Source organism: uncultured Campylobacter sp. (assembly GCF_938045625.1).
GTDB lineage: Bacteria > Campylobacterota > Campylobacteria > Campylobacterales > Campylobacteraceae > Campylobacter_A.
The window spans coordinates 1-23,574 of the sequence record NZ_CALIAV010000018.1; the positions used below are offsets into that span (position 1 = coordinate 1).

The 23,574-nt window shown below is 46.9% G+C and carries 26 protein-coding genes and 1 pseudogene; 15 read left to right on the forward strand and 12 right to left on the reverse strand.

What is annotated here, in order from left to right; all coding sequences use genetic code 11:
• From Q0386_RS01170 to Q0386_RS01180, 3 genes and pseudogenes are all read right to left on the reverse strand, one after another.
• Nucleotides 1-217, reverse strand: a pseudogene (locus Q0386_RS01170) (ankryin); the annotation flags it as partial.
• Nucleotides 218-328: 111 nt separating this feature from the next.
• Nucleotides 329-751: a Sua5/YciO/YrdC/YwlC family protein gene (locus tag Q0386_RS01175; RefSeq protein ID WP_299025882.1), complete on the reverse strand. Its 423-nt coding sequence runs from the start codon at nucleotides 749-751 to the stop codon at nucleotides 329-331.
• A 13-nt stretch (nucleotides 752-764) separates the two neighbouring features.
• Complete coding sequence (locus tag Q0386_RS01180; protein ID WP_299025884.1) at nucleotides 765-1,664, reverse strand: DMT family transporter; 900 nt, start codon at nucleotides 1,662-1,664, stop codon at nucleotides 765-767.
• Nucleotides 1,665-1,911: 247 nt separating this feature from the next.
• Between Q0386_RS01180 and Q0386_RS01185 the strand changes: the two genes are divergently transcribed.
• Entirely contained in the window at nucleotides 1,912-2,679 is a 768-nt protein-coding gene (locus Q0386_RS01185; RefSeq protein WP_299025888.1) for a hypothetical protein, read from the forward strand.
• 199 nt (nucleotides 2,680-2,878) lie between these two features.
• On the opposite strand, the gene Q0386_RS01190 is transcribed toward Q0386_RS01185, so the two are convergent.
• The 9 genes from Q0386_RS01190 to miaA form a co-directional block, all read right to left on the reverse strand.
• Nucleotides 2,879-3,514, reverse strand: coding sequence for a GyrI-like domain-containing protein (locus Q0386_RS01190; RefSeq protein ID WP_299025891.1), 636 nt, complete (start codon nucleotides 3,512-3,514; stop codon nucleotides 2,879-2,881).
• Nucleotides 3,515-3,706: 192 nt separating this feature from the next.
• Nucleotides 3,707-7,000 carry a carbamoyl-phosphate synthase large subunit gene (carB, locus tag Q0386_RS01195; protein WP_299025894.1) on the reverse strand — a complete coding sequence of 1,098 codons (3,294 nt, stop codon included), beginning with the start codon at nucleotides 6,998-7,000 and terminating at the stop codon, nucleotides 3,707-3,709.
• Complete coding sequence (gene mreC, locus Q0386_RS01200; protein WP_299025897.1) at nucleotides 7,000-7,755, reverse strand: rod shape-determining protein MreC; 756 nt, start codon at nucleotides 7,753-7,755, stop codon at nucleotides 7,000-7,002. The genes carB and mreC overlap by 1 nt, the downstream gene beginning before the upstream one ends.
• Nucleotides 7,745-8,782 (reverse strand): rod shape-determining protein, encoded by a 1,038-nt coding sequence (locus Q0386_RS01205; RefSeq protein WP_002947212.1) that lies wholly within the window; start codon nucleotides 8,780-8,782, stop codon nucleotides 7,745-7,747. The genes mreC and Q0386_RS01205 overlap by 11 nt, the downstream gene beginning before the upstream one ends.
• Nucleotides 8,783-8,790: 8 nt before the next feature.
• Nucleotides 8,791-10,029, reverse strand: a complete 1,239-nt coding sequence (gene clpX / locus Q0386_RS01210) for an ATP-dependent Clp protease ATP-binding subunit ClpX (RefSeq protein ID WP_299025900.1) — start codon at nucleotides 10,027-10,029, stop codon at nucleotides 8,791-8,793.
• Entirely contained in the window at nucleotides 10,029-10,817 is a 789-nt protein-coding gene (gene lpxA / locus Q0386_RS01215; RefSeq protein ID WP_299025905.1) for an acyl-ACP--UDP-N-acetylglucosamine O-acyltransferase, read from the reverse strand. The genes clpX and lpxA overlap by 1 nt, the downstream gene beginning before the upstream one ends.
• A 10-nt stretch (nucleotides 10,818-10,827) precedes the next feature.
• Nucleotides 10,828-11,274 (reverse strand): 3-hydroxyacyl-ACP dehydratase FabZ, encoded by a 447-nt coding sequence (fabZ, locus tag Q0386_RS01220; protein WP_298791920.1) that lies wholly within the window; start codon nucleotides 11,272-11,274, stop codon nucleotides 10,828-10,830.
• Between the two features lie 137 nt (nucleotides 11,275-11,411).
• On the reverse strand, nucleotides 11,412-12,488 hold the full coding sequence (locus tag Q0386_RS01225) for an epoxyqueuosine reductase QueH (protein WP_298947633.1): 1,077 nt from the start codon (nucleotides 12,486-12,488) through the stop codon (nucleotides 11,412-11,414).
• 551 nt (nucleotides 12,489-13,039) lie between these two features.
• On the reverse strand, nucleotides 13,040-13,930 hold the full coding sequence (miaA, locus tag Q0386_RS01230) for a tRNA (adenosine(37)-N6)-dimethylallyltransferase MiaA (RefSeq protein ID WP_299025908.1): 891 nt from the start codon (nucleotides 13,928-13,930) through the stop codon (nucleotides 13,040-13,042).
• A gap of 90 nt (nucleotides 13,931-14,020) precedes the next feature.
• Between miaA and mqnP the strand changes: the two genes are divergently transcribed.
• The 14 genes from mqnP (at nucleotide 14,021) to Q0386_RS01300 (ending at nucleotide 23,570) form a co-directional block, all read left to right on the forward strand.
• Complete coding sequence (gene mqnP, locus Q0386_RS01235; RefSeq protein WP_299025911.1) at nucleotides 14,021-14,887, forward strand: menaquinone biosynthesis prenyltransferase MqnP; 867 nt, start codon at nucleotides 14,021-14,023, stop codon at nucleotides 14,885-14,887.
• Complete coding sequence (locus tag Q0386_RS01240; RefSeq protein WP_299025913.1) at nucleotides 14,884-15,402, forward strand: hypothetical protein; 519 nt, start codon at nucleotides 14,884-14,886, stop codon at nucleotides 15,400-15,402. The genes mqnP and Q0386_RS01240 overlap by 4 nt, the downstream gene beginning before the upstream one ends.
• Entirely contained in the window at nucleotides 15,395-15,907 is a 513-nt protein-coding gene (locus Q0386_RS01245; protein WP_299025915.1) for a hypothetical protein, read from the forward strand. The genes Q0386_RS01240 and Q0386_RS01245 overlap by 8 nt, the downstream gene beginning before the upstream one ends.
• A gap of 141 nt (nucleotides 15,908-16,048) precedes the next feature.
• The gene (gene moaA / locus Q0386_RS01250; RefSeq protein WP_299025918.1) at nucleotides 16,049-17,017 is read left to right on the forward strand and encodes a GTP 3',8-cyclase MoaA; all 969 of its coding nucleotides are present in this window, start codon (nucleotides 16,049-16,051) and stop codon (nucleotides 17,015-17,017) included.
• Between the two features lie 214 nt (nucleotides 17,018-17,231).
• Entirely contained in the window at nucleotides 17,232-17,996 is a 765-nt protein-coding gene (locus Q0386_RS01255) for a 7-carboxy-7-deazaguanine synthase QueE (RefSeq protein ID WP_299025921.1), read from the forward strand.
• A 70-nt stretch (nucleotides 17,997-18,066) separates the two neighbouring features.
• The gene (locus Q0386_RS01260; RefSeq protein WP_299025924.1) at nucleotides 18,067-18,648 is read left to right on the forward strand and encodes a 6-carboxytetrahydropterin synthase; all 582 of its coding nucleotides are present in this window, start codon (nucleotides 18,067-18,069) and stop codon (nucleotides 18,646-18,648) included.
• Between the two features lie 5 nt (nucleotides 18,649-18,653).
• Complete coding sequence (locus tag Q0386_RS01265) at nucleotides 18,654-18,836, forward strand: hypothetical protein (RefSeq protein ID WP_298792586.1); 183 nt, start codon at nucleotides 18,654-18,656, stop codon at nucleotides 18,834-18,836.
• Nucleotides 18,833-19,246 carry a hypothetical protein gene (locus Q0386_RS01270; RefSeq protein ID WP_299025928.1) on the forward strand — a complete coding sequence of 138 codons (414 nt, stop codon included), beginning with the start codon at nucleotides 18,833-18,835 and terminating at the stop codon, nucleotides 19,244-19,246. Before Q0386_RS01265 ends, Q0386_RS01270 begins: the two co-directional genes overlap by 4 nt.
• Nucleotides 19,243-19,899 carry a 16S rRNA (uracil(1498)-N(3))-methyltransferase gene (locus tag Q0386_RS01275; protein WP_299025931.1) on the forward strand — a complete coding sequence of 219 codons (657 nt, stop codon included), beginning with the start codon at nucleotides 19,243-19,245 and terminating at the stop codon, nucleotides 19,897-19,899. Before Q0386_RS01270 ends, Q0386_RS01275 begins: the two co-directional genes overlap by 4 nt.
• An 83-nt stretch (nucleotides 19,900-19,982) precedes the next feature.
• Nucleotides 19,983-20,183 carry a 50S ribosomal protein L31 gene (gene rpmE, locus Q0386_RS01280; RefSeq protein ID WP_002947184.1) on the forward strand — a complete coding sequence of 67 codons (201 nt, stop codon included), beginning with the start codon at nucleotides 19,983-19,985 and terminating at the stop codon, nucleotides 20,181-20,183.
• A gap of 4 nt (nucleotides 20,184-20,187) precedes the next feature.
• On the forward strand, nucleotides 20,188-21,000 hold the full coding sequence (gene rsmI, locus Q0386_RS01285; protein ID WP_299025946.1) for a 16S rRNA (cytidine(1402)-2'-O)-methyltransferase: 813 nt from the start codon (nucleotides 20,188-20,190) through the stop codon (nucleotides 20,998-21,000).
• Between the two features lie 80 nt (nucleotides 21,001-21,080).
• Nucleotides 21,081-21,761, forward strand: coding sequence for a 23S rRNA (guanosine(2251)-2'-O)-methyltransferase RlmB (rlmB, locus tag Q0386_RS01290; protein ID WP_299025949.1), 681 nt, complete (start codon nucleotides 21,081-21,083; stop codon nucleotides 21,759-21,761).
• Nucleotides 21,754-22,779, forward strand: coding sequence for a phosphatidylglycerophosphate synthase (locus Q0386_RS01295; RefSeq protein WP_299025952.1), 1,026 nt, complete (start codon nucleotides 21,754-21,756; stop codon nucleotides 22,777-22,779). The genes rlmB and Q0386_RS01295 overlap by 8 nt, the downstream gene beginning before the upstream one ends.
• Entirely contained in the window at nucleotides 22,773-23,570 is a 798-nt protein-coding gene (locus Q0386_RS01300) for a hypothetical protein (protein ID WP_299025955.1), read from the forward strand. The genes Q0386_RS01295 and Q0386_RS01300 overlap by 7 nt, the downstream gene beginning before the upstream one ends.
• The last annotated feature ends 4 nt before the right edge of the window (nucleotides 23,571-23,574 follow it).

Here is a 23,574-nt window from a genome sequence, read left to right on the forward strand (position 1 = left end):
CAAATCTAAACGCCTCTATCTCCTCTTGCGTTACGTATTTGGCTAGCTCGGAGTTCGGGTCTATTTTAGTGTCTGCGGTTACGGTATAACTAGAGGAGACCGACTTTGATTTCGAGCCGACTTCAAACCTAACCGCTAGGATAAAAAAGCCCAGAAAGACGGCTATATAAAATATGCCTTTGATGATGTTTTTTAGGATTTTAAGTAGAGTGTGCAAATTTGATCCTTTTGCTTATGACTAAAATTGCGAAATCTTAGCCAAAGGACGGTTAAATTTGAGTGAAATTTGGGGTAGAGGGTCGAAAAAACGAGAGTAAATTCGGGTGGATTACCTCAGCCGTTTTAGGCGCGTTTTTGAAATTTTATAAATTTTCGAGCTTGCGTTTTGGCTGAAATTTTTATCCACGACCTGATCCGCCGCCGCTTTTGCCCAGGCTTCGTCGAAATTTTGCCCGTTTAAATTTGCGCTGCTGGAGTAGAGCCAGTCAAATTTACGTAAAAACTCCTCGTGAGCGCACTCTTTCACGACGCGCACGGCTTTGGCGTTCGGATATAAAAACGTCGTTTTCCTCGCGCGGCGCACTAAATTTTTAAATTTAGCGGGCACGCGAGCGAGATTTTTTAGCTCGCTAAGCTTTGCCGTCGTTATGAGGCAGGGTTTGTCCGCCGCTCGGCGTTTGAGTGCGTTTATCTCGCGAAAATCCTTACTCAAAAATCCCGCCGTCGTATCGGTCTGCGCCAAATAGATCATCTCTCCTCCAAATTTACGCCTTTTTCCTATCTTTAGCTAGCAAAAATATGCACGAGATAATGAGAGTAAAGCCCGCAAAATCAAGAAACACGAACTCCGTCCCCAACCAAAAATAGGCAAACGCCGCGGCGCTCACCGGTTCGATGCAAGCGATCATGCTCGCCCTGCTCGCGCCTATTATCTTTAGCCCAGTCATGTAAAAGCTAAACGCGCATATCGTGCCCAGGATCACCACCGCGGCAAGCGCCGCAAAGCCGTCTGCGTCGCTCACACCGCCTAGCTGCCAAACCCGCGTGTAAAGCGCGAGCACGCCGCCGCCGATCGCCATGCCCCAGCCTAAATTTAACGGGACGGGGTATTTTTGATTTAGCTTCGCGGGGATGAGACTATAAATCACGACGCCAAGCGCGCTAATGAGGCACCAAACCAGCGCCTCCGCGCTGATAACCAGCGATCCCAGATCGCCGTGAGTGGCTAGCAGCATGACGCCAAGCACCGCTAAAATAAGCGCGATGAGCTCGACCTTTTTGGGTGCGCGTCGCTCCAAAAAGCAAACTACGGCAAGGATGAGCGCGGGCGCAGAGTACTGGATCACGGTCGCGACGGCGGCATTTGAGAGCTCGATGCTGTAAAAATACGCATACTGCGTCATCATGAGCCCAAATACGGCATAGATGAGCAGCTGCGGCAATAGCGCGCGATCTTTTAGCGGTGCGAGGGCTGCGCGCGGCGAACGCGCTAAATAATACGCCACCATCGCAAGCCCCGCAAGGCTCAGGCGGTATGGCACGAGCCAGTCGGCGCTGACGCCTTTTTGCGTGAACAGATACTGCCCGCAAACTCCGCTAAAGCCCCATAATACGCCGCCAAGAAGGGTGATAAATACGCCAAAAAATTCGCTCTGAGATCTCATTTGCCGCCTTAAATTTAAAGCCAAAGTATATAAGCTTATGCTTAAGCTGGGGTTAAATTTGGGGTTTGGGGAGGATTTGAGGCGAGCGTAAATGGCTATTTAAATTTTTGGACCGGCCAAGAATGAGATTTTAAATTTTAGTTCGAGCAGAGTCGAGCTACAGGTATACAAACGCCTATACTGCCTCGTAGCGGTCAAAGTCGTAAAAACGCTGTATAATGACAAAAATTTTGATGAAGGAGAAAAGATGACAAAGAAATATAAAACTAAAATGGAAGATAGCTTTAAAACGAAAGTTCAGCTATTTTTGTTTGACAAGGCTTTTTCTTGGGACAACTCAGACGAAAAAGGATACAAGGATTACTATATCGAGAGTAATATTGAGACGATAAAAAAGGAATTTAAGGATTTTAAAATCACCAATGAAGTGGCAAATTTATACAGCAGTAGATACTATCAACTAGAGCTAAACAGCGATGAGAGCAAAATAAAGCATAAGGGAAAGGTGTTAAATATCATGGTGGTAGAGCAAAGACAATATTTTGTTCAAAAATCCAAAGATTTTCCAAAAATTTTAGAAGAATTAGAAAAAGAGTACGAAGAGGATTTTAGGAAAAAATTTACTGAAAAAGAATTTGATGAGATGCTTGCAAAGACAACTTGCTCATACTGTGGCATAAGTCTAGTTCAGATTGAAGAGCTTGGTAAAAGAGGCAAGTTAAACAATAAAAGAAGCGATACGCGCGGATATACGCTAGAGATAGATAGGAAGCTACCAAATTTAGAGTATAGCAAAGAGAATTGTTGCATGGCTTGCTACTGGTGCAATAATGCAAAAACCGATGAGTTTTCGCCAAGGGAATTTAAGTCTATTGCTGAAGGCATTAGAAGGACTTGGAATGAAAGACTAAAGGCTATTGGGTATAGCAAAGAAGAAATAAAAGACGTGCCAGACCCAAAAATTTGGGAATTCGACTTTAATAAAGAAATTATCCCCAAAAAAAATAGTAAATAAGGTGGTAACTTTACCGCCCAAATTTCTCTGCCGTTATGCAGTGTAGCGCACCGCCAAGCTCTATAATCTCGCTTAAATTTAATCTCTACGCGCTGCAATCGACATAATTTTTCTTAATCTACTCTATTTTGCAAATCGGCACAATAAAAAGGCGAGTCTCGAGCAAGTACTATAGCTTTACTTAGAAACCGCGTCGCTACTAAATTTTTCTAATCGGTAGTCTAATTATCGTTTTGCATTTTTGCGGCGCGGTTTTTCTGGGGTCACTTAGGTAGATTTCGTGATGCGCCCTTTGCTCGCCAAAGTCCTTTGCATAGCCGTTTGCGACGATAAACTCGTCTATTTTAGCAACACTCCCTGGCTCGTCGTCAAAGCTGCCTATGTGTAAAATTTGCGCACAAAGACCTTCATCTATCCTCAAAAACTCCGTCGCGCCGCAGTCGATCTTTTTCTTTTTTGCGGCTTGCTCTACCGCCCAGTCGAAATTTTCTCGCGCGATAAAATTTGGCAGTCTAATCGCGCTAATCCAGCTAAAATCGCTCTTTCTAGCGTAGTCTGCCTCGCCGCAAGCCGAGCCGCTTTGCCGCCAAAATCCCTCTAGCGGCGGCACGACGTATTCAAAAAAGCCATCTATTTTATAATCCGTTTTATAGCTCATTTTTAGCGCGTAACTCACGGCGTAAAGCACCTCTATCGCGCGCTGATACGCGCTGCTTGGCTCGTTTGGATCGCCCTCGCCGCGAACGCAGACGAAATTTGCAGGCGGGACGATTAAAATTTGCGGCGTCTGCTTTGGCGCATAAAGCTCTTTAAACTCTTTTTTAAAATCAAACATTTTCGCTCCTTTTTGCTGTGTAAAATTTAGCTAAAATTTTACTATTTCGCATCGCCCAAAACGCTAGAAGTAAAATTTAATCTCATCTAAACAAATTCCAGACGTGAAATTAGAGAGCTAAATTTAAGCTTTTATTTAACGCAAAAACTGGGCGCAAAGGCAAATTTGACGTTTAAATTTGCCGGCACACGCTTACTCGCCGCCCAGATACTCCTGCAGGCTCTTAACCTCCAGCGCGCTGCCGTCCTGCACGCTTTTTAGCGACTTAGCCGCCGCTAGAGCCGCCGACATCGTCGTGAAATACGGGATCCTAAATCGCATGATGTTTTGCCTGATTTTCTTGCCGTCCTCGCTGTTTGACTTGCTGTCGCTGGTGTTGATGACGAGCGCGATGTCGCCGTTTTTGAGCTTATCCTCGACGTTTGGGCGACCTTCGCTGATTTTGTAGACGAACTCGCTCTCTACGCCCGCGTCATTTAAAATTTTATACGTTCCGCCCGTGGCGATGATTTTAAAGCCGAGGCTTATTAACTCGCGTGCCAAATTTGCGGCGTATTTTTTGTCCGCGTCAGCTAGCGTCAAAAAGACTAGGCCGCTAGTAGGAAGCGAGTTACTCGCGGCGATCTGGCTTTTTGCAAAGCTCTTTGCAAAATCGCTTGATATGCCCATGACCTCGCCCGTGCTTTTCATCTCAGGCCCCAGGATCAGATCCGCGCCAGAGAGTTTGTTAAACGGAAATACCGCTTCTTTTACGCAGACGTGATTTTTCACTCGAGGCTTGAGTATGCCGCGCTCCTCGTAAACCGCGCCGTAGTTATCGTAAAATTTAAGCGCCTCGCGCAAATTTCCTTGCCACATAACGCGCGTGGCGACCTTTGCCATCGGCACGCCCGTCGCCTTGCTAACAAACGGCACCGTGCGGCTGGCGCGCGGGTTTACCTCGATCATGAAAAGCTCGTTCTCATAGATGGCAAACTGGATATTCATGAGCCCCACGACGCCCAAATTTAGCGCGATGTCGCGGGTTTGGTTTTCTACCTTTTCGATCATCTGCGCGGTCAAATTTAGCGGAGGCAGTATGCACGCGCTGTCGCCGCTGTGGATGCCCGCCTCCTCGATATGCTGCATCACGGCGCCGATATAGACGTCCTTGCCGTCGCTGATCGCGTCTACGTCAAGCTCCACGGCGTCTTGTAAAAATTTATCGATCAGCACCGGCGAATGGTTGCTAACCTTGACCGCCTCGCTCATGTATAGGCGTAGCTCCTCGTCGCTATGTACCCGCCTCATCGCGCGGCCGCCTAGCACGTAGCTAGGGCGCACTAGTACGGGATAGCCGATAGCGGCGGCCTTTTCTAGCGCCTCTTTTTCGCTTGTAGCAGTGTCGTTTCGCGGCTGTTTGACGCCTATTTTAGAGATAAATTCGCTAAATTTCTTGCGGTCTTCGGCGACGTCGATCGTGCGCGCGCTGGTGCCGATGATTTTTGCGCCCGCTATGCTTAGGCGTTTGGCGAATTTTAGCGGCGTCTGACCGCCGAAATGCACGATCACGCCGTCCGGATTTTCGTGCTCGATCACGGCTCTAACGTGCTCGAAGTCAATCGGCTCAAAGTACAAAATATCGCTCGTGTCGTAGTCGGTGCTGACGGTTTCGGGGTTGCAGTTGTACATTATGGTCTTTACGCCCATGTCGCGTAGCGCGTAGCTAGCGTGCACGCAGCAGTAGTCAAACTCGATGCCTTGGCCTATGCGGTTTGGACCGCCGCCGATGATCATCACTTTTTTCTCTTTTTGCGCCGAATTTGCGTTCAAATTTGACTCCGCGAAATTTGACGAAAGGCACGGCAGCTTCGTGATATTCGTCGTTGAGTAGAGATACGGCGTGAGCGCCTTAAACTCGCCCGCGCATGTATCAACCTCGTTGTATTCGAGGTTTATACCCATTTTCTCGCGCGCAAAATAAATATCGTTTTGACCCAGATCAAGGTTGTCTTTTAAATTTATAAGATGTGCGATCATCTTGTCCGAAAAGCCCATCGTTTTGGCCTCTCTTAGCAGTGGCTCGTCGTTTAGGATGTCCATATTGATGCGTTCTTCAAATTTAACTATCTGCCAAATTTGATCCAAAAACCACGGATCGATCTTGCTCATCTCGTGCACTTCGGCGACGCTAAGGCCGTCGCGAAATGCCTGCGCGACGTATAAAATGCGGCTTTCGTTTGCGTTTCTAAGCCCGTAAACAAGCGCATTTTTTTCCAAATTTACGAAGTTAAATCCGTAATAGTCCTTTTCCACCCCGCAAAGCGCTTTCTGGATGCTTTCCTTAAATGTCCTGCCGATCGCCATCACCTCGCCCACGCTCTTCATCGCGGTGCCTAGATACGGGTTCGCGCCCGAGAATTTCTCAAACGTAAAGCGCGGGATCTTAGTCACGATATAGTCGATGACGGGCTCAAAGCTAGCAGGCGTGCCGGTGATGTCGTTTTTGATCTCATCCAGGCTAAAGCCCACGGCTAGTAGCGTCGCGACCTTGGCGATCGGGTAGCCCGTGGCCTTGCTTGCTAGCGCCGAGCTGCGGCTAACGCGCGGGTTCATCTCGATCACGATCATGCGGCCGGTTTTTGGATTTATAGCAAACTGCACGTTGCTACCGCCCGTATCCACGCCGATCTCGCGTAAAATTTTAAAACTCGCGTCGCGCATCGCCTGATACTCTTTATCAGTTAGCGTAAGAGCCGGCGCAACCGTGATACTGTCGCCCGTATGCACGCCCATGGGATCGAAGTTTTCGATCGAGCAGACGATGATACAGTTGTCGTTGCGGTCGCGGATGACCTCCATCTCGTACTCTTTCCAGCCTAGCAAGCTCTCCTCGACCAAAATTTCATGTATCGGGCTGGCGTCTAGGCCGGTTTGGGCTAGTTCTTTAAATTCGTCGATATTATACGCTACGCCGCTACCTGCACCGCCAAGAGTATAGCTAGCGCGGATGATGAGTGGAAAGCCGATATTTGCAGCTGCGGCTAGTGCCTCGTCCATGTCGTAGGCGTACTGGCTTTGCGGCAGGTCCATGCCGATCTTTTGCATCGCCTTTTTAAACTCCTGCCTGTCCTCGCCCTTTTTGATCGCTTGTGGATTCGCGCCTAGAAATTTGACGCTGCCTAGCATGTCCGCCTCATATAGCTGCATAGCGACGTTTAACGCGACCTGACCGCCCATCGTAGGCAGTATGGCATCGACTTTTTCTTTATCTATGATGCGCTTGATGCTCTCTTTGGTTATCGGCTCGACGTAGGTAGCGTCGGCGAAACCCGGATCCGTCATGATGGTGGCCGGGTTTGAGTTTATGAGCACGACACGGTAGCCAAGCTGCTTTAGAGTCTTTGCAGCTTGTGTGCCGCTGTAGTCGAATTCGCACGCTTGGCCTATGACGATAGGGCCGCTGCCGATGAGTAAAACGGTGTTGATGTCGGTTCTTTTTGGCATTATTTTTCCTTTGTTACGACGTATAGATACGAGGGGATGGTTATGCTTACGTATGGCTTTACGGCCGCGCTTTTATATAGGCTCTCTTGGATCACGCCCGTGACCTTGCCCACTGAAATCCCGCTGAAAAATATCCCGTCAAGCCCGCTAGTTACGACCTCGTCGCCCTCTTTTGGGCTGAGCCACTGGGGGATAAATTTCACCGTTATTCCGTCTTTGCTCCCGTGCGCTATGCCCGGGATCTTTTCCTCGCCGATTGAAACGGCAAATATACTTTTTGGATCATTTTGCAGCAGAGCCATTGGATTTCCGTCCTTGCTCACGACGATCCCAGCGCTCTTGCCTTGATAAATGAGTCCGTAAATTTTAGTCTCGTCGTAGCCGCTAAATTTATCCAGCCAGACCTTGTCGTAGTCGCTGATATTTACATAGCTAAGCGCCCGCACGAGCTGGACTCTAGGCTCGTAGGCGGTCGAGTTTTTATCGACCAAAATTTCATTTAGCTCCTTTGCGAAGCTTGAAAGCAGAGCTGCCGATTTTTCCAGTTCGGCGTTTTGAGCGCGAAGCTGCTTTATCTCCTCGCGCTGCCTAAAATGCTCGTTTACGCCGTCTTTTACAAATTTGACCGCGTCGTCGTAGGCGGCAACTATGCGGTTGTTTAAATTTACGACGTATCCCGAGATCAGCGCGCCTCTATCAAGCGAAAAAAATACCAGCGCGCCGATAAGAGCGACAAATAAAATTTTACTCTTCATTTACGAGTTGTTGTAAAAATTTAATCTCCTCAAGAGCCTTGCCGGTGCCTCTGGCCACGGCTAGCAACGGATCGTCAGCAACGAAAACCGGAAGTTTTACGATATCGCTTAAGTACTTATCAAGTCCGCGGATCAGCGCGCCGCCTCCGGTTAGCACGATACCGTTTTCCACGATATCTCCGGCAAGATCAGGCGGCATCATCTCAAGCACGGTTTTTAGGGCGTCGGCGATCTCTTTTAGCGGTTCGCGCATAGCCTCGCGCACGTCTTCGCTCGTTAGCTCCACGCGGCTTAGTAGGCCACTGATTTGGTCGCGACCTTTTACTACGATGCTAAGCTCCTCAGGCAGCTGTATCGCTGAGCCGACGGAAATTTTGATATCCTCGCCCGCACGCTCGCCGATTAGGAGGTTGTATTTTTCTTTTATGTAGTTTACGATGCTCATATCTATTTTATCGCCTGCGGTGCGGATAGACTTGCTGATAACTAAACCGCCTAGAGACACTACGCCAATCTCCGTCGTGCCGCCGCCGATATCGACGACTAGATTACCCTGCGGTTCGCGCACGGGCAAATTTGCCCCGATAGCAGCAGCCATAGGCTCCTCGATCAAAAATACCTCTCTAGCCCCGGCGCTTAGCGCACTCTCGCGTACAGCTTTTCGCTCGACTTGAGTTAGGCCGTAAGGCACGGAGATGATGATACGAGGGCGCAGGAAGCTCTTTCTGCGGTGAGTTTTTTCGATGAAATATCGGATCATCTTTTCCGTCATATCAAAATCCGCGATAACGCCGTCTCTCATTGGGCGGATAGCCTCGATGTCGCCGGGAGTTTTACCCACCATCTCTTTTGCTTCGTGGCCGACGGCTAAGATTTTTTGCTTGCCGTATTTTTCGCGTTGTACCGCGACGACGGAGGGCTCGTTTATGATGATGCCTTTATCTTTTACTAGAACTAGCGTATTTGCAGTGCCTAGATCGATACCCATATCGCTTGAAAAAAATCCTATTAGTTGGTCTAAAATCATCTGTATCCTTATGCGCTTATTTTATTGTTTTTTACGAAAATCGGCTTTTCTTTGCCGTTTACGACCTCTTTGGTGATCACCACGTCGTAGCCCGCAAGCTCCGGCAGTTCGTACATTATATCTGTCATCACCTCTTCCATTATACTTCGCAGACCTCTGGCTCCCGTTTTTCGCTCGATGGCTAGCCTTGCGATCTCTTTTAGGGCTTCATCGTCAAATTTTAAATTTGCCCTATCTATCGCGAAAAGCTTTTGGTACTGCTTTAGTATCGCATTTTTAGGCTCGGTTAAAATTCGCACCATATCGTCTTGCGTAATTTTATTTAACGTGGCCACAACGTGAAGTCTGCCGATGAGCTCGGGGATGAGCCCAAAATGCACCAAATCGTCGCTCTCAAGCGCGTCTAGCAAATTTTCCCTATCGTCTTTTGAGCGTTTATCTTGACCAAAGCCCAGCACGTTTTTACCGATCCTGCGCTCGATGATGTCGGCTAGTCCGTCAAACGCGCCGCCGCAGACAAAGAGGATGTTTGAAGTATCTATCTGGATAAATTCCTGATTAGGATGCTTTCTGCCGCCTTTTGGAGGGATATTTACAAGACTGCCCTCGATGATTTTTAAAAGCGCCTGCTGTACGCCCTCGCCGCTCACGTCGCGCGTGATCGAGCGGTTTTCGCTCATCCTGGCGATCTTATCTATCTCATCGACGAAAACTATGCCCTGCTCGGCACGCTTTACGTCGCCGTCTGCGGCTTGTAAAAGGCGAGTTAGGATATTTTCCACATCTTCGCCGACATAGCCGGCCTCCGTTAGACTCGTCGCGTCGCAGATAGCGATAGGCACGTCTAGAAATTTAGCCAGCGTCTGCGCCATCAGCGTCTTGCCGCTACCCGTAGGGCCGACGAGCAAGATATTTGATTTTGAGATCTCGGTGTCGTCTTCTATCTCGCCTTTTCTAAAAATTCTTTTGTAGTGATTATAAACGCCGACGCTAAAGACTTTTTTAGCCTTATCTTGACCGATTACGTAGTTATCTAGCACCGCCTTTAGCTCTTTTGGAGTTAAATTCGTATAGTCTTTGTCGGTTTTGTTTTCAGGAGTCGATTCTTGCAGGCTCGTATCGCCGCAAATCATATTATAAGCGGCATTCACGCAGTATTCGCAGATGAAAGCCTTATTGTCCAAATCCGCAAAAAGGCGTCTATCGTTTGACTCCGTCTCGCCGCAAAAATTACATTTTCTCGCCATTATTCTCTTCCTTTTGCTAATGGGATACCGCGCTTGGTGCTTAGGATAAATTCGCACATTTTTCGCACCTGTTCGTTCGCTGCGCCCGCTAAAAGCTCGCTAGCCGCAGCCTTTAGATCCCCGCTTTTTCTAAATAAAAATTTATACGCCCTATTTATCTCTTCGACCGTGTCTTTATCAAACCTTCGCCTGATACCGACCAAATTTAAGCTTCTGATGTAGGCTCGGTTGCCTTCAGCCAGACAAAACGGCACGACATCCTGAGATAGCGCGCTAGCACCAGCGATCATGCAGCTCTCGCCGACTCTCACGAACTGATGTATCGGCGTCATACCGCCCACGACGCTGTAGTCGCCTAGCTCCACGTGGCCCGCTAGAGTCGCGTTGTTTGCCAAGATGACGTTATTTCCTATGATGCAGTCGTGCGCGACGTGGCAGTAGGCCATGATAAATGCGTTATCGCCGATGCGCGTGATCCCGTCGCCTTTGTGCGTGCCCGAGTTTATCGTGCAAAACTCGCGGATCGTCGCGTTTTTACCGATGCGAACGCCCGTGTTTTCCTCGGCGCGGTAGCTCACGTCCTGCGGGATATCGCCCACGATAGCGTAGCTGTAAATTTTACCGCCTTCGCCGATATGCGTGTCGCCCACGATCCTAGCGCCTTGCTTTACGAGTACGCCGTCGCCTAGCACCGCGTCTTTGCTGACGTAGGCATAGGCCTCGATCGTTACGTCCTCGCCGATCTTAGCACCGTCCTCGACGACGGCTTGCGGATGGATATTTCTCATTTTGGCTCGCTTATTTATCTACGATCATAGCTTTTAGCTCGGCTTCGCACGCTAGCGTGCCGTCCACGTAGGCTTCGCCTTTTAGCACCCAGATATTGCCTTTGTGTTTTAGCACTTCGAGGCGGTACTCGAGCCTGTCGCCGGGGCGTATCGGATGGCGAAATTTAGCTCCGTCGATGCTCATAAAATAAACGACTTTATTTTCGATGTTTGCTTGATGCTCGTCGCTCATGCTCTTAAACGCGAGTACGCCACCTGCTTGCGCCATACCCTCGATGATCATCACGCCCGGATATATCGGGTGACCCGGGAAGTGCCCCTGAAATACGGGCTCGCCGATCGTTACGTTTTTATACGCGACGATGTGTTTGGCTGGCTCGAGCTCGGTAACTCGGTCGATTAGCAGAAATGGATATCTGTGCGGGAGTATTTTTTGGATTTCAACGATGTCGATCACTTTAAACCTTGTGAGTAAAATTTAAAGCCGATTTTAGCCAAATTTTGCTAAGAAAAAGATTATTGATTTGGTCGGGGCAAAATTTAGCCTCTAAATTTTTGGCATCCGTCTTTTATTCCGCGTGCGCTAAATTTAGCTCAAATTTGCGTTACCAAAACCTCGCGACTATCGTTATAAAGCTCGTCTTTAGCGTAGATTTCGTACCTGCCCGCGCGAATTTCATCCAGCACGATTATAGGATTTTGGCTAAATTCTCCGCACAGCTCGCGGCGGATTTCCAGCTCGCGCGATACCGCGATAGGCCGGCGACAAAGCTCGTTTACGCTAGCGAAATTTTCGCCCGAGAGCTCGTTAAATTTAGCCAAATTTAGTAGCGTCACGCCGTCTCGCAGCTCGTCGCAAATTTGCGCCGCCTCGCTCACGCTAAATTTGACGTTTTCGCGCTTAAAATGCGAGTAAAGCAGAAAATACGACGGCACGACCGAGCCGCCAAATTTGACGTAGGCGCGCAGCAGGCGGTAGTTTAGGAAGTACTTGCGCGATAGATGAAACGGCACGCCCGCAGCCTCGCACTCGCGCACCTTTTCATAAAGCTCCAGCCGCTCCTCGATGCCGCCTGGCATCACTCGCCCGCTAATTTCGCTCATCAGCTCGCTAAGCGGCAGTTTTTGCGCCTCGCGCTGCTTGCTAAGCCCGAAAATACAGCCACAGTAGTTTTGATGATAGAGTTTATCTTTTTTTGCAAGCTCAAACTGCGCGTTCGTGCCGCCGCCCGCGCGGTAGTCCACGGCAAATGTTTCTAGTTCGTATTCTCTAGCGGCCTTATTTAGCGCCGCTTCTAGCTGCGAGAAATCCTTTTTCGGGCTCATCAGCAGCGTCGTAGTGATGGATTTTTCGCCTAGTTCGCGCGCTTTTTGGGCCGAATTTCCCACGCGAAAATCAAAGCAATAAGCACAGCGCTTGCCCTTTTCAGGCTCGTTTTCAAGGCCCTTTGCGCCCTCTAGCCACGCCTCATATTCGTATTCGCCGCAGATGAGCTCGACGCCCAGCTTTTCGCAGCTTCTTTTTACGTCGCGAAACCTCATCAAAAACTCGCTATACGGGTGGATGTTGGGATCGTAAAAATAGCCGACGAGACGCTCGTGCGGACGGTCGGCGCGCAGGCGTTGCAGGAAATAGTGACTGTCGACGGAGCAGCAAATATGAACTAACATTATAATTCCCCATAAATGACGGATTTTAGAATAAATTTTTCCATACCCGCCGCAGTCACGGACGACCAGTCCGCTCCTTTGTGGGCAAGAAAAATTTATTTAAACTACGCCTATTTTGTCTTGAATAATTTTTGCCGATTTTACTAAATTTAACTGCAAATTTGATTAAAGCTAGCGGCTTAAATTTAAAGTCCAGCAAAATTTAAATCTGCACGTAGTGCAGCAACCTCTCACGTCGTAGGGGTTGGGGGATCGTTAAGGGGGAAGGGAGCGACTTCGTAATTCAAGCCCCTTCCCCCTTAACATAAAAGCTAGACGCCACCAAGCAACACAGGGTCTCGGTGCGTAAAATTTCGAGTTAAATTTGCAAATTTGAGCATAAAAAGTCAAGGCGAAGTATCGCGAGATGATTTTTCGAGTTTTGAAGCAAAATTGAGCGTGCGCTAGGCATGTAGCCTGCGGAGCGAAAATTTTGCGTTCTGCTTGCAGTTGCGAGTGCAACGAAGCAAAAATCTCGAAAAAGCACTCAAAAGACGAGCCGCAAATCAGAATCAATCACTCAAAAATTCTGTGATTTTCTCCTCACACTCCCCGACACTGCCGCTAAATTTACTCTCAAACTGCGATCTATTAAACGTCCGCTGACGCTTAGCCAGCTGCGCCGTGTGCGTGCATATGAGCTCCTCCAGCTCGGTCTGGGTTTTGATCTCGCCTCGCAAAAACTCTCCGCACTCTTTTAGTCCGACCGAGTTTAGCGGCTTTGGTCGCTGCGGATACCGTGCAAATAGCTCCCGCGCTTCGTCCAGCAAACCCTGCTCAAACATCACTCGCGTGCGTTCCTTTATGCGTCTTCTCAGCTCGTCCCTATCCCAGCTAAGCTCGAAAATCGCCAAATTTGACGCGACGGGGGCTGGGGTATTTTCGCGCAGATACGGGCTTGGAGCCTCGCCGCGCCCGCTAGAGCGCAAAAACGAGTAGATATCAAACCACTTTTGCAGGCGGTAGGTGTCGTTTGCGCTAAATTTGGCGGCAAATTCGGGATCTAGGCTTGAAACTAGCTCGTAAATTTGAGCGTTGCTTAGACCGCTCTCTACGCGCTCAAATTTAGGAGTGAGACCCGATAGCAAGGCCTTTAGATAAAATCCGCTACCGCCGGTTATAAATAAATTTTTATCGTTTTTTTGCGCAAATTCGCGTGCCGTTTTATAAACATCAAAAAACATCCCAACGTCAAAATGTTCATCTGGCATCAGCAAATTTACCCCAAAATGCCGCACCGAGGCTAGCTCGTCCGCGCTGGGCTTAGCGCTTGCGATATCGATAAATTTATAAACGCAAAGCGAATCAAGACTCAGAATCACTCCGTTAAATTCGCTTGCTAGCTTTAGCGCGAGCGCCGTTTTTCCGCTAGCTGTGGTGCCGATGAGGGCAAGTTCTTTCATAAAAATGCCTTAAAATTCGTGAATCGGCTCAAATTTTATCACAATTTACGCTTTTATAAGATAAAATAAAGCAAAAATTTCAGGAAGATTATGCAAAAATTTATAAATATTTTAAAAGATATTAACGAACTGATCGTCTTTAAGCACTCTGTTTTTGCGCTACCTTTTATCTTTACCGCGATGATAACGGCGAGCGCGCAGGTAAACGGCACGGCTTGGTTTGGCTGGAAGCTGCTTATTTTGGGCGTTCTTTGCGCGGTTTCGGCGCGAAATTTTGCGATGGCGTTTAACCGCTACAAGGACGAAGATATCGACAAACTAAACCCGCGCACGGCAAATCGCCCGAGCGTGGATGGGCGTATCGGCAGGACGAATTTGCAGATTTTTATCGCCGCAAACGCCGCCATCTTCGTGCTCGTTGCGTATCTCTTAAACGAGCTTGCGTTTTGGCTGAGCTTTCCGATCCTGGCGGTGCTCGGCGGATATTCGCTTTTTAAACGTTTTAGCGAGCTAGCGCACCTAGTCCTGGGCCTCTCGCTAGGCCTTGCGCCCATCGCCGGAGCCGTCGCCGTTACTGGCGAGATACCGCTTTTTAGCGTGCTGCTCTGCCTTGGCGTGATGTTTTGGGTGGCAGGATTTGACCTGCTTTATTCGCTCCAAGATATTGAATTTGACCGCGAGCACGGACTTTTTAGTATACCTAGCGTTTACGGCGAAAAGGCTACGATGTTTATCTCGGCAATCTTTCACGCCACGGCCGTGATCTTTTGGCTGCTTTTTGCGTGGGCGGGATGGCTTGGCGCGGCCGCGTATGTGGGCATTTTGCTTTGCGGAGGTATCCTAGTGGCTGAACACCGAATCGTTAGGCGAGATTTTAGCAAGATCGACCGGGCGTTTTTCACGCTAAACGGCTATCTTGGCATACTTTTTTTCGTTTTCGTTTGGGTTAGCTTATGAGACTGGTTCCGGCAAATTTAGACATAGTTTTTGAGGAAGCGGGCGAGCGCGAGAGCGAGTTTTTGCGCGAATTTGACAAGCTAAGCGGCAACGAGGACGATCCGCTAGGAGCGTGGATAAAGCGCGCCAAAGCAAAGGGCGACACGAAGGAAAGCGATCAGGTGATACTAACGCTACTTGTCGAGCTTCACCGTAAATTTGACGAACTAAACGCCTACATAAAAAATGAAAAATTTATAAAGCTTGAGCTTGCTCAATCTAGCGCGCTGGACGGGATAAATTTTGAAAATTTTAGGATAAAAGAGGCTAAATTTAAAGAAGGCGCCAGGTACTACGGACGCATTTTTATGCCTATTTTTCCAAAGCGAGACGTGGCGATATTTTTTGAAGCGCTAGATGAAAAAACCGCCAAAATCACGCGCATAAACGAAAGCGACGAGAGCGATTACAACGGCTACGTGACGGCCAGAGAGCGCGCCATGATAAGAGAACTAAAGGAGATGAACGATGAGTAACGATTTGATAATATTTGTAATTTTCGGGCTGATTTTGACGGTGCTTTTCGTGCTGGTTTTTATAAAAGATCTAGAGGCGGCAAGGAAATTTTCAAGATACGAAAAGGCGGTCGAAAGCCTAATACAAGAGCTTCACGCGGTAAAAAAACAGGTTGCGAATTTTAATCAAAGCGAGCCTGCCGAATTTGACGTAGTGCAGCTAGAAAGCAACCTCGAACAGCGTCTAAATGAAAAAATAAATCAAAAAATTACCCCGATAATAAACACCCTCCAAGGCATCGAAAGCTCGATAGATAGCTTCCAAAGCCAGCAACAAGATAGATTATTTACGCTTGAGGAGCGCACCAAAAGTATCAGCAAGATCTCGGCTCCAAACGGCGAGGACGACGAAAAGCGCATAGTGCAGATGTATAGCGAAGGCAAAAGCGTCGAAAGCATCGCAAAAGAGCTGTGCGTAGGCGTCGGCAAGGTCGAGCTGACGCTAAAACTACGAGAGCTAATATAGTGTTAAAAGCTAGGCGCGAAATATAAAAAAATAACATTATTTTCATACGCGAATTTTAAAAAAATTTAAAGCTTAAATTCCTATAATGCCTTTTAACCAAATCAAAATTAAATGGTTTTGATAAAATTTAAGGGTGGAAAAATGTTAATAGACGGGCACGGACGGACGGTTGATTATCTGCGTATTTCGGTCACGCAAAGATGCAACTTTAGATGCAAATACTGCATGCCTAAAACTCCGTTTAGCTGGGAACCAAGAGAAAATTTACTAAGCTTTGAGGAGCTGTTTTTATTTGTCAAAGTCTGTTTAGACGAAGGCGTAAAAAAGATCCGCATAACGGGCGGTGAACCGCTACTTCGCAAGGACTTGGACAAATTTATCGCTATGATAAACGAGCACAGTCCCGATGTCGATCTAGCCATCACGACAAACGGCTTTATGCTCAAACACTACGCAAAAGCCCTAAAAAACGCGGGTTTAAAGCGCATAAATATGTCGCTTGATAGCTTAAAAACAGAAAAAGCCAAATTTCTCGCGCAAAAAAGCGTCTTGCACGAGGTTTTAGCGGGCCTTGACGCGGCGCTTGAAGCTGGGCTAAAAGTCAAGCTAAACACCGTCGCGCTAAGAGGCGTAAACGACGACGAGATCGTCTCTTTGCTAGAGTTTGCGCGCTCTATGGGTTGTCAAATTCGCTATATCGAATACATGGAAAACATCCACGCAAATGACGAGCTAAAAGGCATGAAATCGGCTGAAATTTTAGACGTCATCGCAAAAAAATATCGCTTCAAAGTAGCCGAAAAGATCCCGACGAGCCCGGCCAGCATCTACAGACTGGAGGACGGCTACACCTTTGGCGTCATCGACCCGCATAAACACGACTTTTGTGAGAGCTGTAACCGCATCCGCCTCACGGCCGAGGGACATCTCATTCCGTGCCTATATTTTGAGGATGCGATGAGTATAAAAGATGCCGTTAGAAAGGGCGATATCGCGGGCGCTAGCGAGATCTTGCGTCAAGTGTTGCAAAACAAGCCCAAAGAAAACAAGTGGGCGATCGGCGCTCAAAATGAGACCTCAAGCCGCGCCTTTTACCAAACAGGCGGCTGAAAACAGGGCTAAATTTACGCTAGATTTGACGCAAATTTAGCCTGCTTTTATTAAATTTTAATCAAATTTAACTACATCCAAATTTTATATTTTACCTATAAATTTACTGCCGTTTTCTAACAAAACCCGCTCAAATTTGACGTAAAATCCGCTTAACTCCGTAAAACTACCCTTCAAATTTTGCTATAATCGACCAAAATTTAAAAGGCGAAATTTGAGTTTAAATCTGGTCGAGAGTTTTTTAAGTATCCAAGGTGAAGGCGCGAGCAGCGGCCGTTTGGCGATTTTCTTGCGCTTTGCGGGCTGCAATCTAAACTGCGCGGGCTTTGGAGTGCAGGCCGTCTCGCCAAAAACCGGCGAGACGCTAACTGGCTGCGATACGATCCGCGCGGTTTTTACGGGGCATTTTTCGTATCAAAAAATCACCCGCGCCGACGAACTCATAAAAATCACTCAAAATTTGAGCGCAAATTTGCGTCAAAAGTCCATCATCGTCATCACGGGCGGCGAACCGCTACTGCATCATAAAAACCAAATTTTGATAGATTTTTTAAATTTTGCGATCAGCGAGGGCTACGAACCGCATTTTGAGACGAACGGCACGATCGAAGTAGATTTCGCCAAATTTGAAATTTATAAAAAGTGCCGTTTCGCCGTCAGCGTCAAGCTCGAAAATAGCGGCGAGAGCGAGGCAAAACGCATAAATCCCGCCACACTAAAAGCCATAAAACAAAACGCCGCTGGCAGTTTTTATAAATTCGTCCTTGATAAAAAAAGCGTAGAAAACGGCTCGGCGATAGCGCAAATTTCGCGTATTTTAGAGCTTTGCGACGCGGAAGTTTTTTGTATGCCGCAAGGTTATGATAAAATAAGCCTTGAGCAAAACGCCGTAGCCGTCGCGCAGTTTGCGATCAAGCACGGCTTTAACTACTCCGATCGCCTGCATATCAGGCTTTGGGGCGCGAAAGAAGGGGTTTAAGGCGTAAATTTAGGCGGCCTTACCCGCATCTTTACGGTGCAAAAGGTAAAATTTAATAAACGGAGCTAAGATGATAATAAGAAAAATGTTTAAATTTGAAAACGCTCACATCGTTAGATTTTGTAGCTCAAAACGCTGCAAAACCAGTATCCACGGGCACTCTTACAGGGCTGAAATTTTACTTGAGTCAAATTTTCTCGATAACGCGGGGATGGTGTATGACTTTGGTCTGATGAAGCAGGGTATCGGCTGCATCATCGATAGCTTCGATCACTGCACGACGATATTTAGCGGAGATAGTGCCGAGTATAAAAACGACCTCAAAAAGCACTCCGCGCGCTGGATCGAGATCCCGCTAAATCCCTCCGCAGAGCAGTTTTGTAGGATATTTTTCGTGATGATCGATAGGCTTTTGAAAACCACGCAGATGCAAAACGGTGAGCGTGAAGTGAAGCTTTACAGCGTCATCGTCCACGAGACCGACACGGGCTACGCGCAGTGCTTTAGAGAGGACGCGTATAACGCCAAAATGGGCGAGGTAAATTTAAACGAGATCGTCTTTTCCGAGGGTGTGAGAGCCGAGTGGGAGGACGCGGAGCTGTTTGAGAAAATCAAGCTAGGCAAAAAAATAGTAAATCCAAAGGAGGTCTAGCGCAAATGAGGAAAATTTTTGCGATTTTGACGCTGGCGGCGCTGTTTTTTAGCGGTTGCGACGAGAAAAAGGAGCCCGCGTCGCTGGATCTTGGCGGCACGGTACCTAGCGACGTACCTATCGCGCAAAGCGACGCAAACGTGAGTATCGACGAAAATATGCCGCCTGAGCCGGTGCCTGAAAAATGAAATTTAACGAACACCTATCAGAGCTCTACGAGCTAGCGCGCCCTATCCACATCGGGCTTGCTTTTACGCTTTTAGCACTCGTCGCGGCTCATTTTTGTTTGATAAATTTCGGTGTAAATTCGCCTGCCTACGCTAAGCGTATCAGGCTATTTTTGCCCACATACTACGCGTTTTTGGCTGCGATGATGCTTACGGGGCTACTTTTGATGAGCGTTTTTTACTTTTATCCGAGCTTCAAAGCTCTCGTGATGATCGCGGTTTGGGCGCTGCTTATCGGACTTGGGGCGACGGAGTTTAAACAGCTAAAAAAGGCGATGAAAACTAAAAATTTTACCAATTTTAGAGCCAAAATGCGCCTAAAAATTGCGGCTGATTTTGTTTTGATACTCATTGCAAGCGGGGTGAGATGAAATTTTTATATTCAAAAGAGGCCAAAAACAAGCAAATTAGGCTTGATGGCGAGGCATTTTTACACCTAAAGGTGAGGCGCGCAAAGATAGGCGAGCGCATCGACGTGCGAAATTTGACCGACGGACAAAACCACATCTATGAAATCGTAAATTTAGACAAAAGGGGCGCGGAGCTAAATTTGATATTTTCGCATGACGTAGAGGCGAGAAGCAGCGATCTGACGCTAGCCTGGGCCGTCGTCGATCCAAAAACGGTTGAAAAAACGCTACCCAGCCTAAACGAAATGGGCGTTGGAAAAATAATCTTTTTTTACAGCGAGTTTTCGCAAAAAAACTTTAAGCTCGATATTTCGCGGCTAGAGCGCATTTTGATAAGCTCGTGCGAGCAGTGCGGACGAAATGATTTGATGAAATTTGAAATTTACAAAAGTCTGGACGAGCTAGTTAAATTTTATCCAAACGTCGCGCTTATCGACTTTGACGGAGGGAATTTGGATGGTTACGCGGGCAAGGAAATTTTAGCGATCGGGCCAGAGGGTGGTTTTAGTCAGAGCGAGCGAGAAGCTGTCGCGAAAAAATACGGGCTGAGAGCAAAAAATATTTTGCGCTCGCAAACGGTAATTTTAGGCATAGCGGCTAAAATTTTGATTTAAATTTGATTTTTTACGAAGTTTTTTGTATAATCTCGCCTTACTTTAAATGAAAATTAAAAAATCAGACGATAAAAGGACAAAAAATGAAAAAAGAGATTCATCCGGAATTTGTTGAGTGCAAAGTAACTTGCGCTTGCGGCAACACCTTCACTACGAAGTCAAACAAAAACGAGATCAGAGTGGACATCTGCTCAGAGTGCCATCCGTTTTTCACAGGCAGCGAAAAGATCGTAGATAGCGCAGGCCGCGTTGATAAATTTAAGAAAAAATATAACTTAAAATAATCCTTTGCTATATTTCGTTCCTACGCCGATAGGAAATTTAAGCGATATCTCGCTTCGCGCTTTGAGCGTTTTGCGCGAATGCGAGATACTCTTTTGCGAAGATACCAGAGTCGCAAAATCTCTCATAAGCCTGCTAAATACGCGTTTTGACGCAAATATAAATATACAAAAATTTATCCCGCTACACACGCATAACGAAGATGAAATTTTATCCAAAATCGAGCTTGAAATTTTTGATAAAAACGTAGCGTTTTTAAGCGATGCGGGTATGCCCGGCATCAGCGATCCGGGAGCTGCACTCGTAAATTTCGCGATAAAAAACGACATCGTATACGAGGTGTTAAGCGGTTCAAACGCCGCGCTCTTAGCCGTCGTAGCAAGCGGTCTTTGCGAAAAAGAATTTTGTTTTTTAGGATTTTTGCCAAACAACGGCAAAGAGCGAGCCGCAGCTATCCAAAATGCGCTAAATTCGCCATTTCCGGTAGTCATCTACGAAAGCCCAAAACGCATACTTTCGCTCATCTTAGACTTTGCCAAACTTGAGCCGGATAGAGAGATTTTTGCCATAAAAGAGGCGACGAAGAAATTTGAAACAAAATTTAGAGCCGCGGCAAGCAAACTCGCGCAAAAGCTACAAGAGTCAAATTTAAGCGGCGAGTGGTGCGTCGTCGTGCAGAAAAATCCAAATTTTACCTTTGAGAAAATCACCCAAAACGATATTTTGGAACTTGAGATTTCACCTAAAGCTAAAGCAAAACTCCTAGCAAAAATCACGGGCAAAAACGTTAAGGAAATTTACTCCGAACTTGCTCGATAAAATTGTATACAGACTTAGCAAAGGACGAAATTATCTAAAAATTTAGCTAAATTTTACCGATTTTTAGCTATTATCAGGCGATGATAATATACGGTAAACAGCTATTTTTGCACATCATAAAAAACTATAAAAAAAACGTCAAAACGATCTATCTCGCCAAGGAGTGCGACAAGGCGCTATTTTCGCAGATCGTAGGCGTCGGCGCGCCGATAAAACGCGTGGATAATCAAAAAGCCCAAGCTCTCGCACACGGCGGCAATCACCAAGGCTTTTTAGCCGAAGTTGAGGAGTTTGAGTTTAAAAGTATCGACGAGATAAAAAAACAAAATTTTATAGCGATCTTATACGGACTTAGCGACGTGGGAAACATCGGAGCCATCGTCCGAACGGCGCATGCGCTGGGCTGCGGAGGCATCGTCGTCGTCGCTAAAAATTTGGCGATGGAAGGCGTACTGCGAGCTAGCAGTGGAGCGGCCTACGAGGCAAATATCGCTCTTGTCGAAGACGGTCTTAGCTTGCTAAACGAACTAAAACAGGTCGGTTTTAAAATTTACGCCACGGCAAGCGGCGGCAAAAACGCTCACGAGGTCAAATTTAACCAAAAAGTCGCGCTCGTGATGGGCAGCGAGGGCGAAGGCTTGCACAAAAAAGTCCTTGCCAAAAGCGACGAAATAGTAGGAATAAAAATGAAAAACGACTGGGACAGCCTAAACGTCTCGGCTGCGTTTGCCATACTTTGCGATAGGATTATAAATGAATGACATAAGTTTGCTAAAAGAACTAGGGCTTAGCGAGGTCGCCAGAAGAACGCACATCGAGGCAGAATATCTAGGTTACATCGCCGATAAAAATTTTGAAAAATTGGCACGTTTTAACGTCAAGGGTTTTGTTAAAATTCTGGAGCGCGAGCTTGATATAGACTTTACGCAATGGATGAGCGAGTATGATGCTTTTATGGCCGAGCACGAGAGCGAGCTAAAGCATAAAACCATAACCATATCGCCTAAAATACCGGCCTATACCGCAAGCGAAAAATCATCTTACGGCGGTATGCTAAGCGGCATCGTTACCATTTGCGCAATCGGCGCTTTAATTTACTTTTTCGAGCCTCAAAAATATATCGGTAATCTTTCAAGCCTTTTTGAAGACAAAAATAAAAGCGTAACTTACACCGATGCAAACATAGTGCAACAAGCGACTAAAAATTTAGACTCTATAAAAGACGCAAATATCACGGTCAGCATATCCTCTACGCCGAAAAAAGAAGATGAGTTGAACAAAATCGAAGAAAACGCTTCAAATTTTACTGTTACCCAAGCAGAGCAACCCTTGCCAGAGTTTAATCTGGCGGTTTCTACAAGCACGCAATCAAAACCCGCAGAGCAAAACGTCAGTAAAAATTTACAGAATGAACAGGTTTCAAATTTGACCGACGAAAATGCATCCACCGCAGTCCAAGTAACGCCTAAAAGCGGTGATGTATACCAACTAAACGGACTAAGCGAGATAAAAGTCGTTCCGCGCAGAAAAGTTTGGCTCGGCGTGATAAATTTGGACGACAACAAAAAGAAATCTCAAAATGCCTCAAATGCCGTTTCCATCGAAATAGGCAAAAAACAACTCATCGTCACAGGACACGGAGAGATAAATTTAGAAATCGGCGATCAAAATATCAAATTTAGCGGCGATAATCCAAAGCGCTTTTTGGTCGAAAAAGATAAAGTTACGCCGCTCACATACGACGAATTTGTAGCACTAAATAAGGGCAAATCGTGGTAAAAAAGCTTTTAGTTTTGACTGCTAGCGCGGCTTTTTGCCTTGCGGGCAGCGTGGTGGATATAGCAGGCGGCCTGCTAGGTCAAAATAGCGCAAAAGCAACTCAGCTCTTTGGCGATGGCTCTGCATATCTAAACGCAAACGGCAAGCCCGATATCGCTAAAATTTCAAACGTTTTAAAGTCAAATTCGCTCCTACGCCTATCCTACAAGCAAAACGTCAAGGTAAATATCAAGTTTATCTCGCGCCAAAACAGCCCGCTACTTATCATGAAAATCGCAAAAGACGCTCTAAATGGACTAGGCTACAACAATATCCTAACGAGCGAATTTTCTAACGCCGGCGGTGCGCTTTGGGGCGTGACGATCGACACCAAATTTATCCCAGATCCAGGCTCGCTCTACGCTGCGCTTAAAGAAAGCGGCACCGAAATAACAGATATAAACAGGGTCGGCGAGCTATCCTATGAGTATGTTATCGACACGTCAAATTCATCTATAAACCAAACTCCCGTGCAGTTTTCGCAAGAAGTCCAACTCTCAAAGCCGCTTGAGCCATATCTCATCGACGTTAGCGGCGCAAAAACCGCCACCATAGGCGCAGACGGGGAGGATCGCTGGTCGGCTATCGTGAGAATTTTGGATAAAAATTTAAATTTGCTCGAGGAAAAACGAAGCGACAAGGCTATAAATAGTCTGAAAGTTTCCTTCCCGCAAAACGCAAAATATCTGATGATCGACGATGCGGTCAGTCTAGAAAATATCAAACGAGGACTCAAAATCTACCTAGAATAAGGAG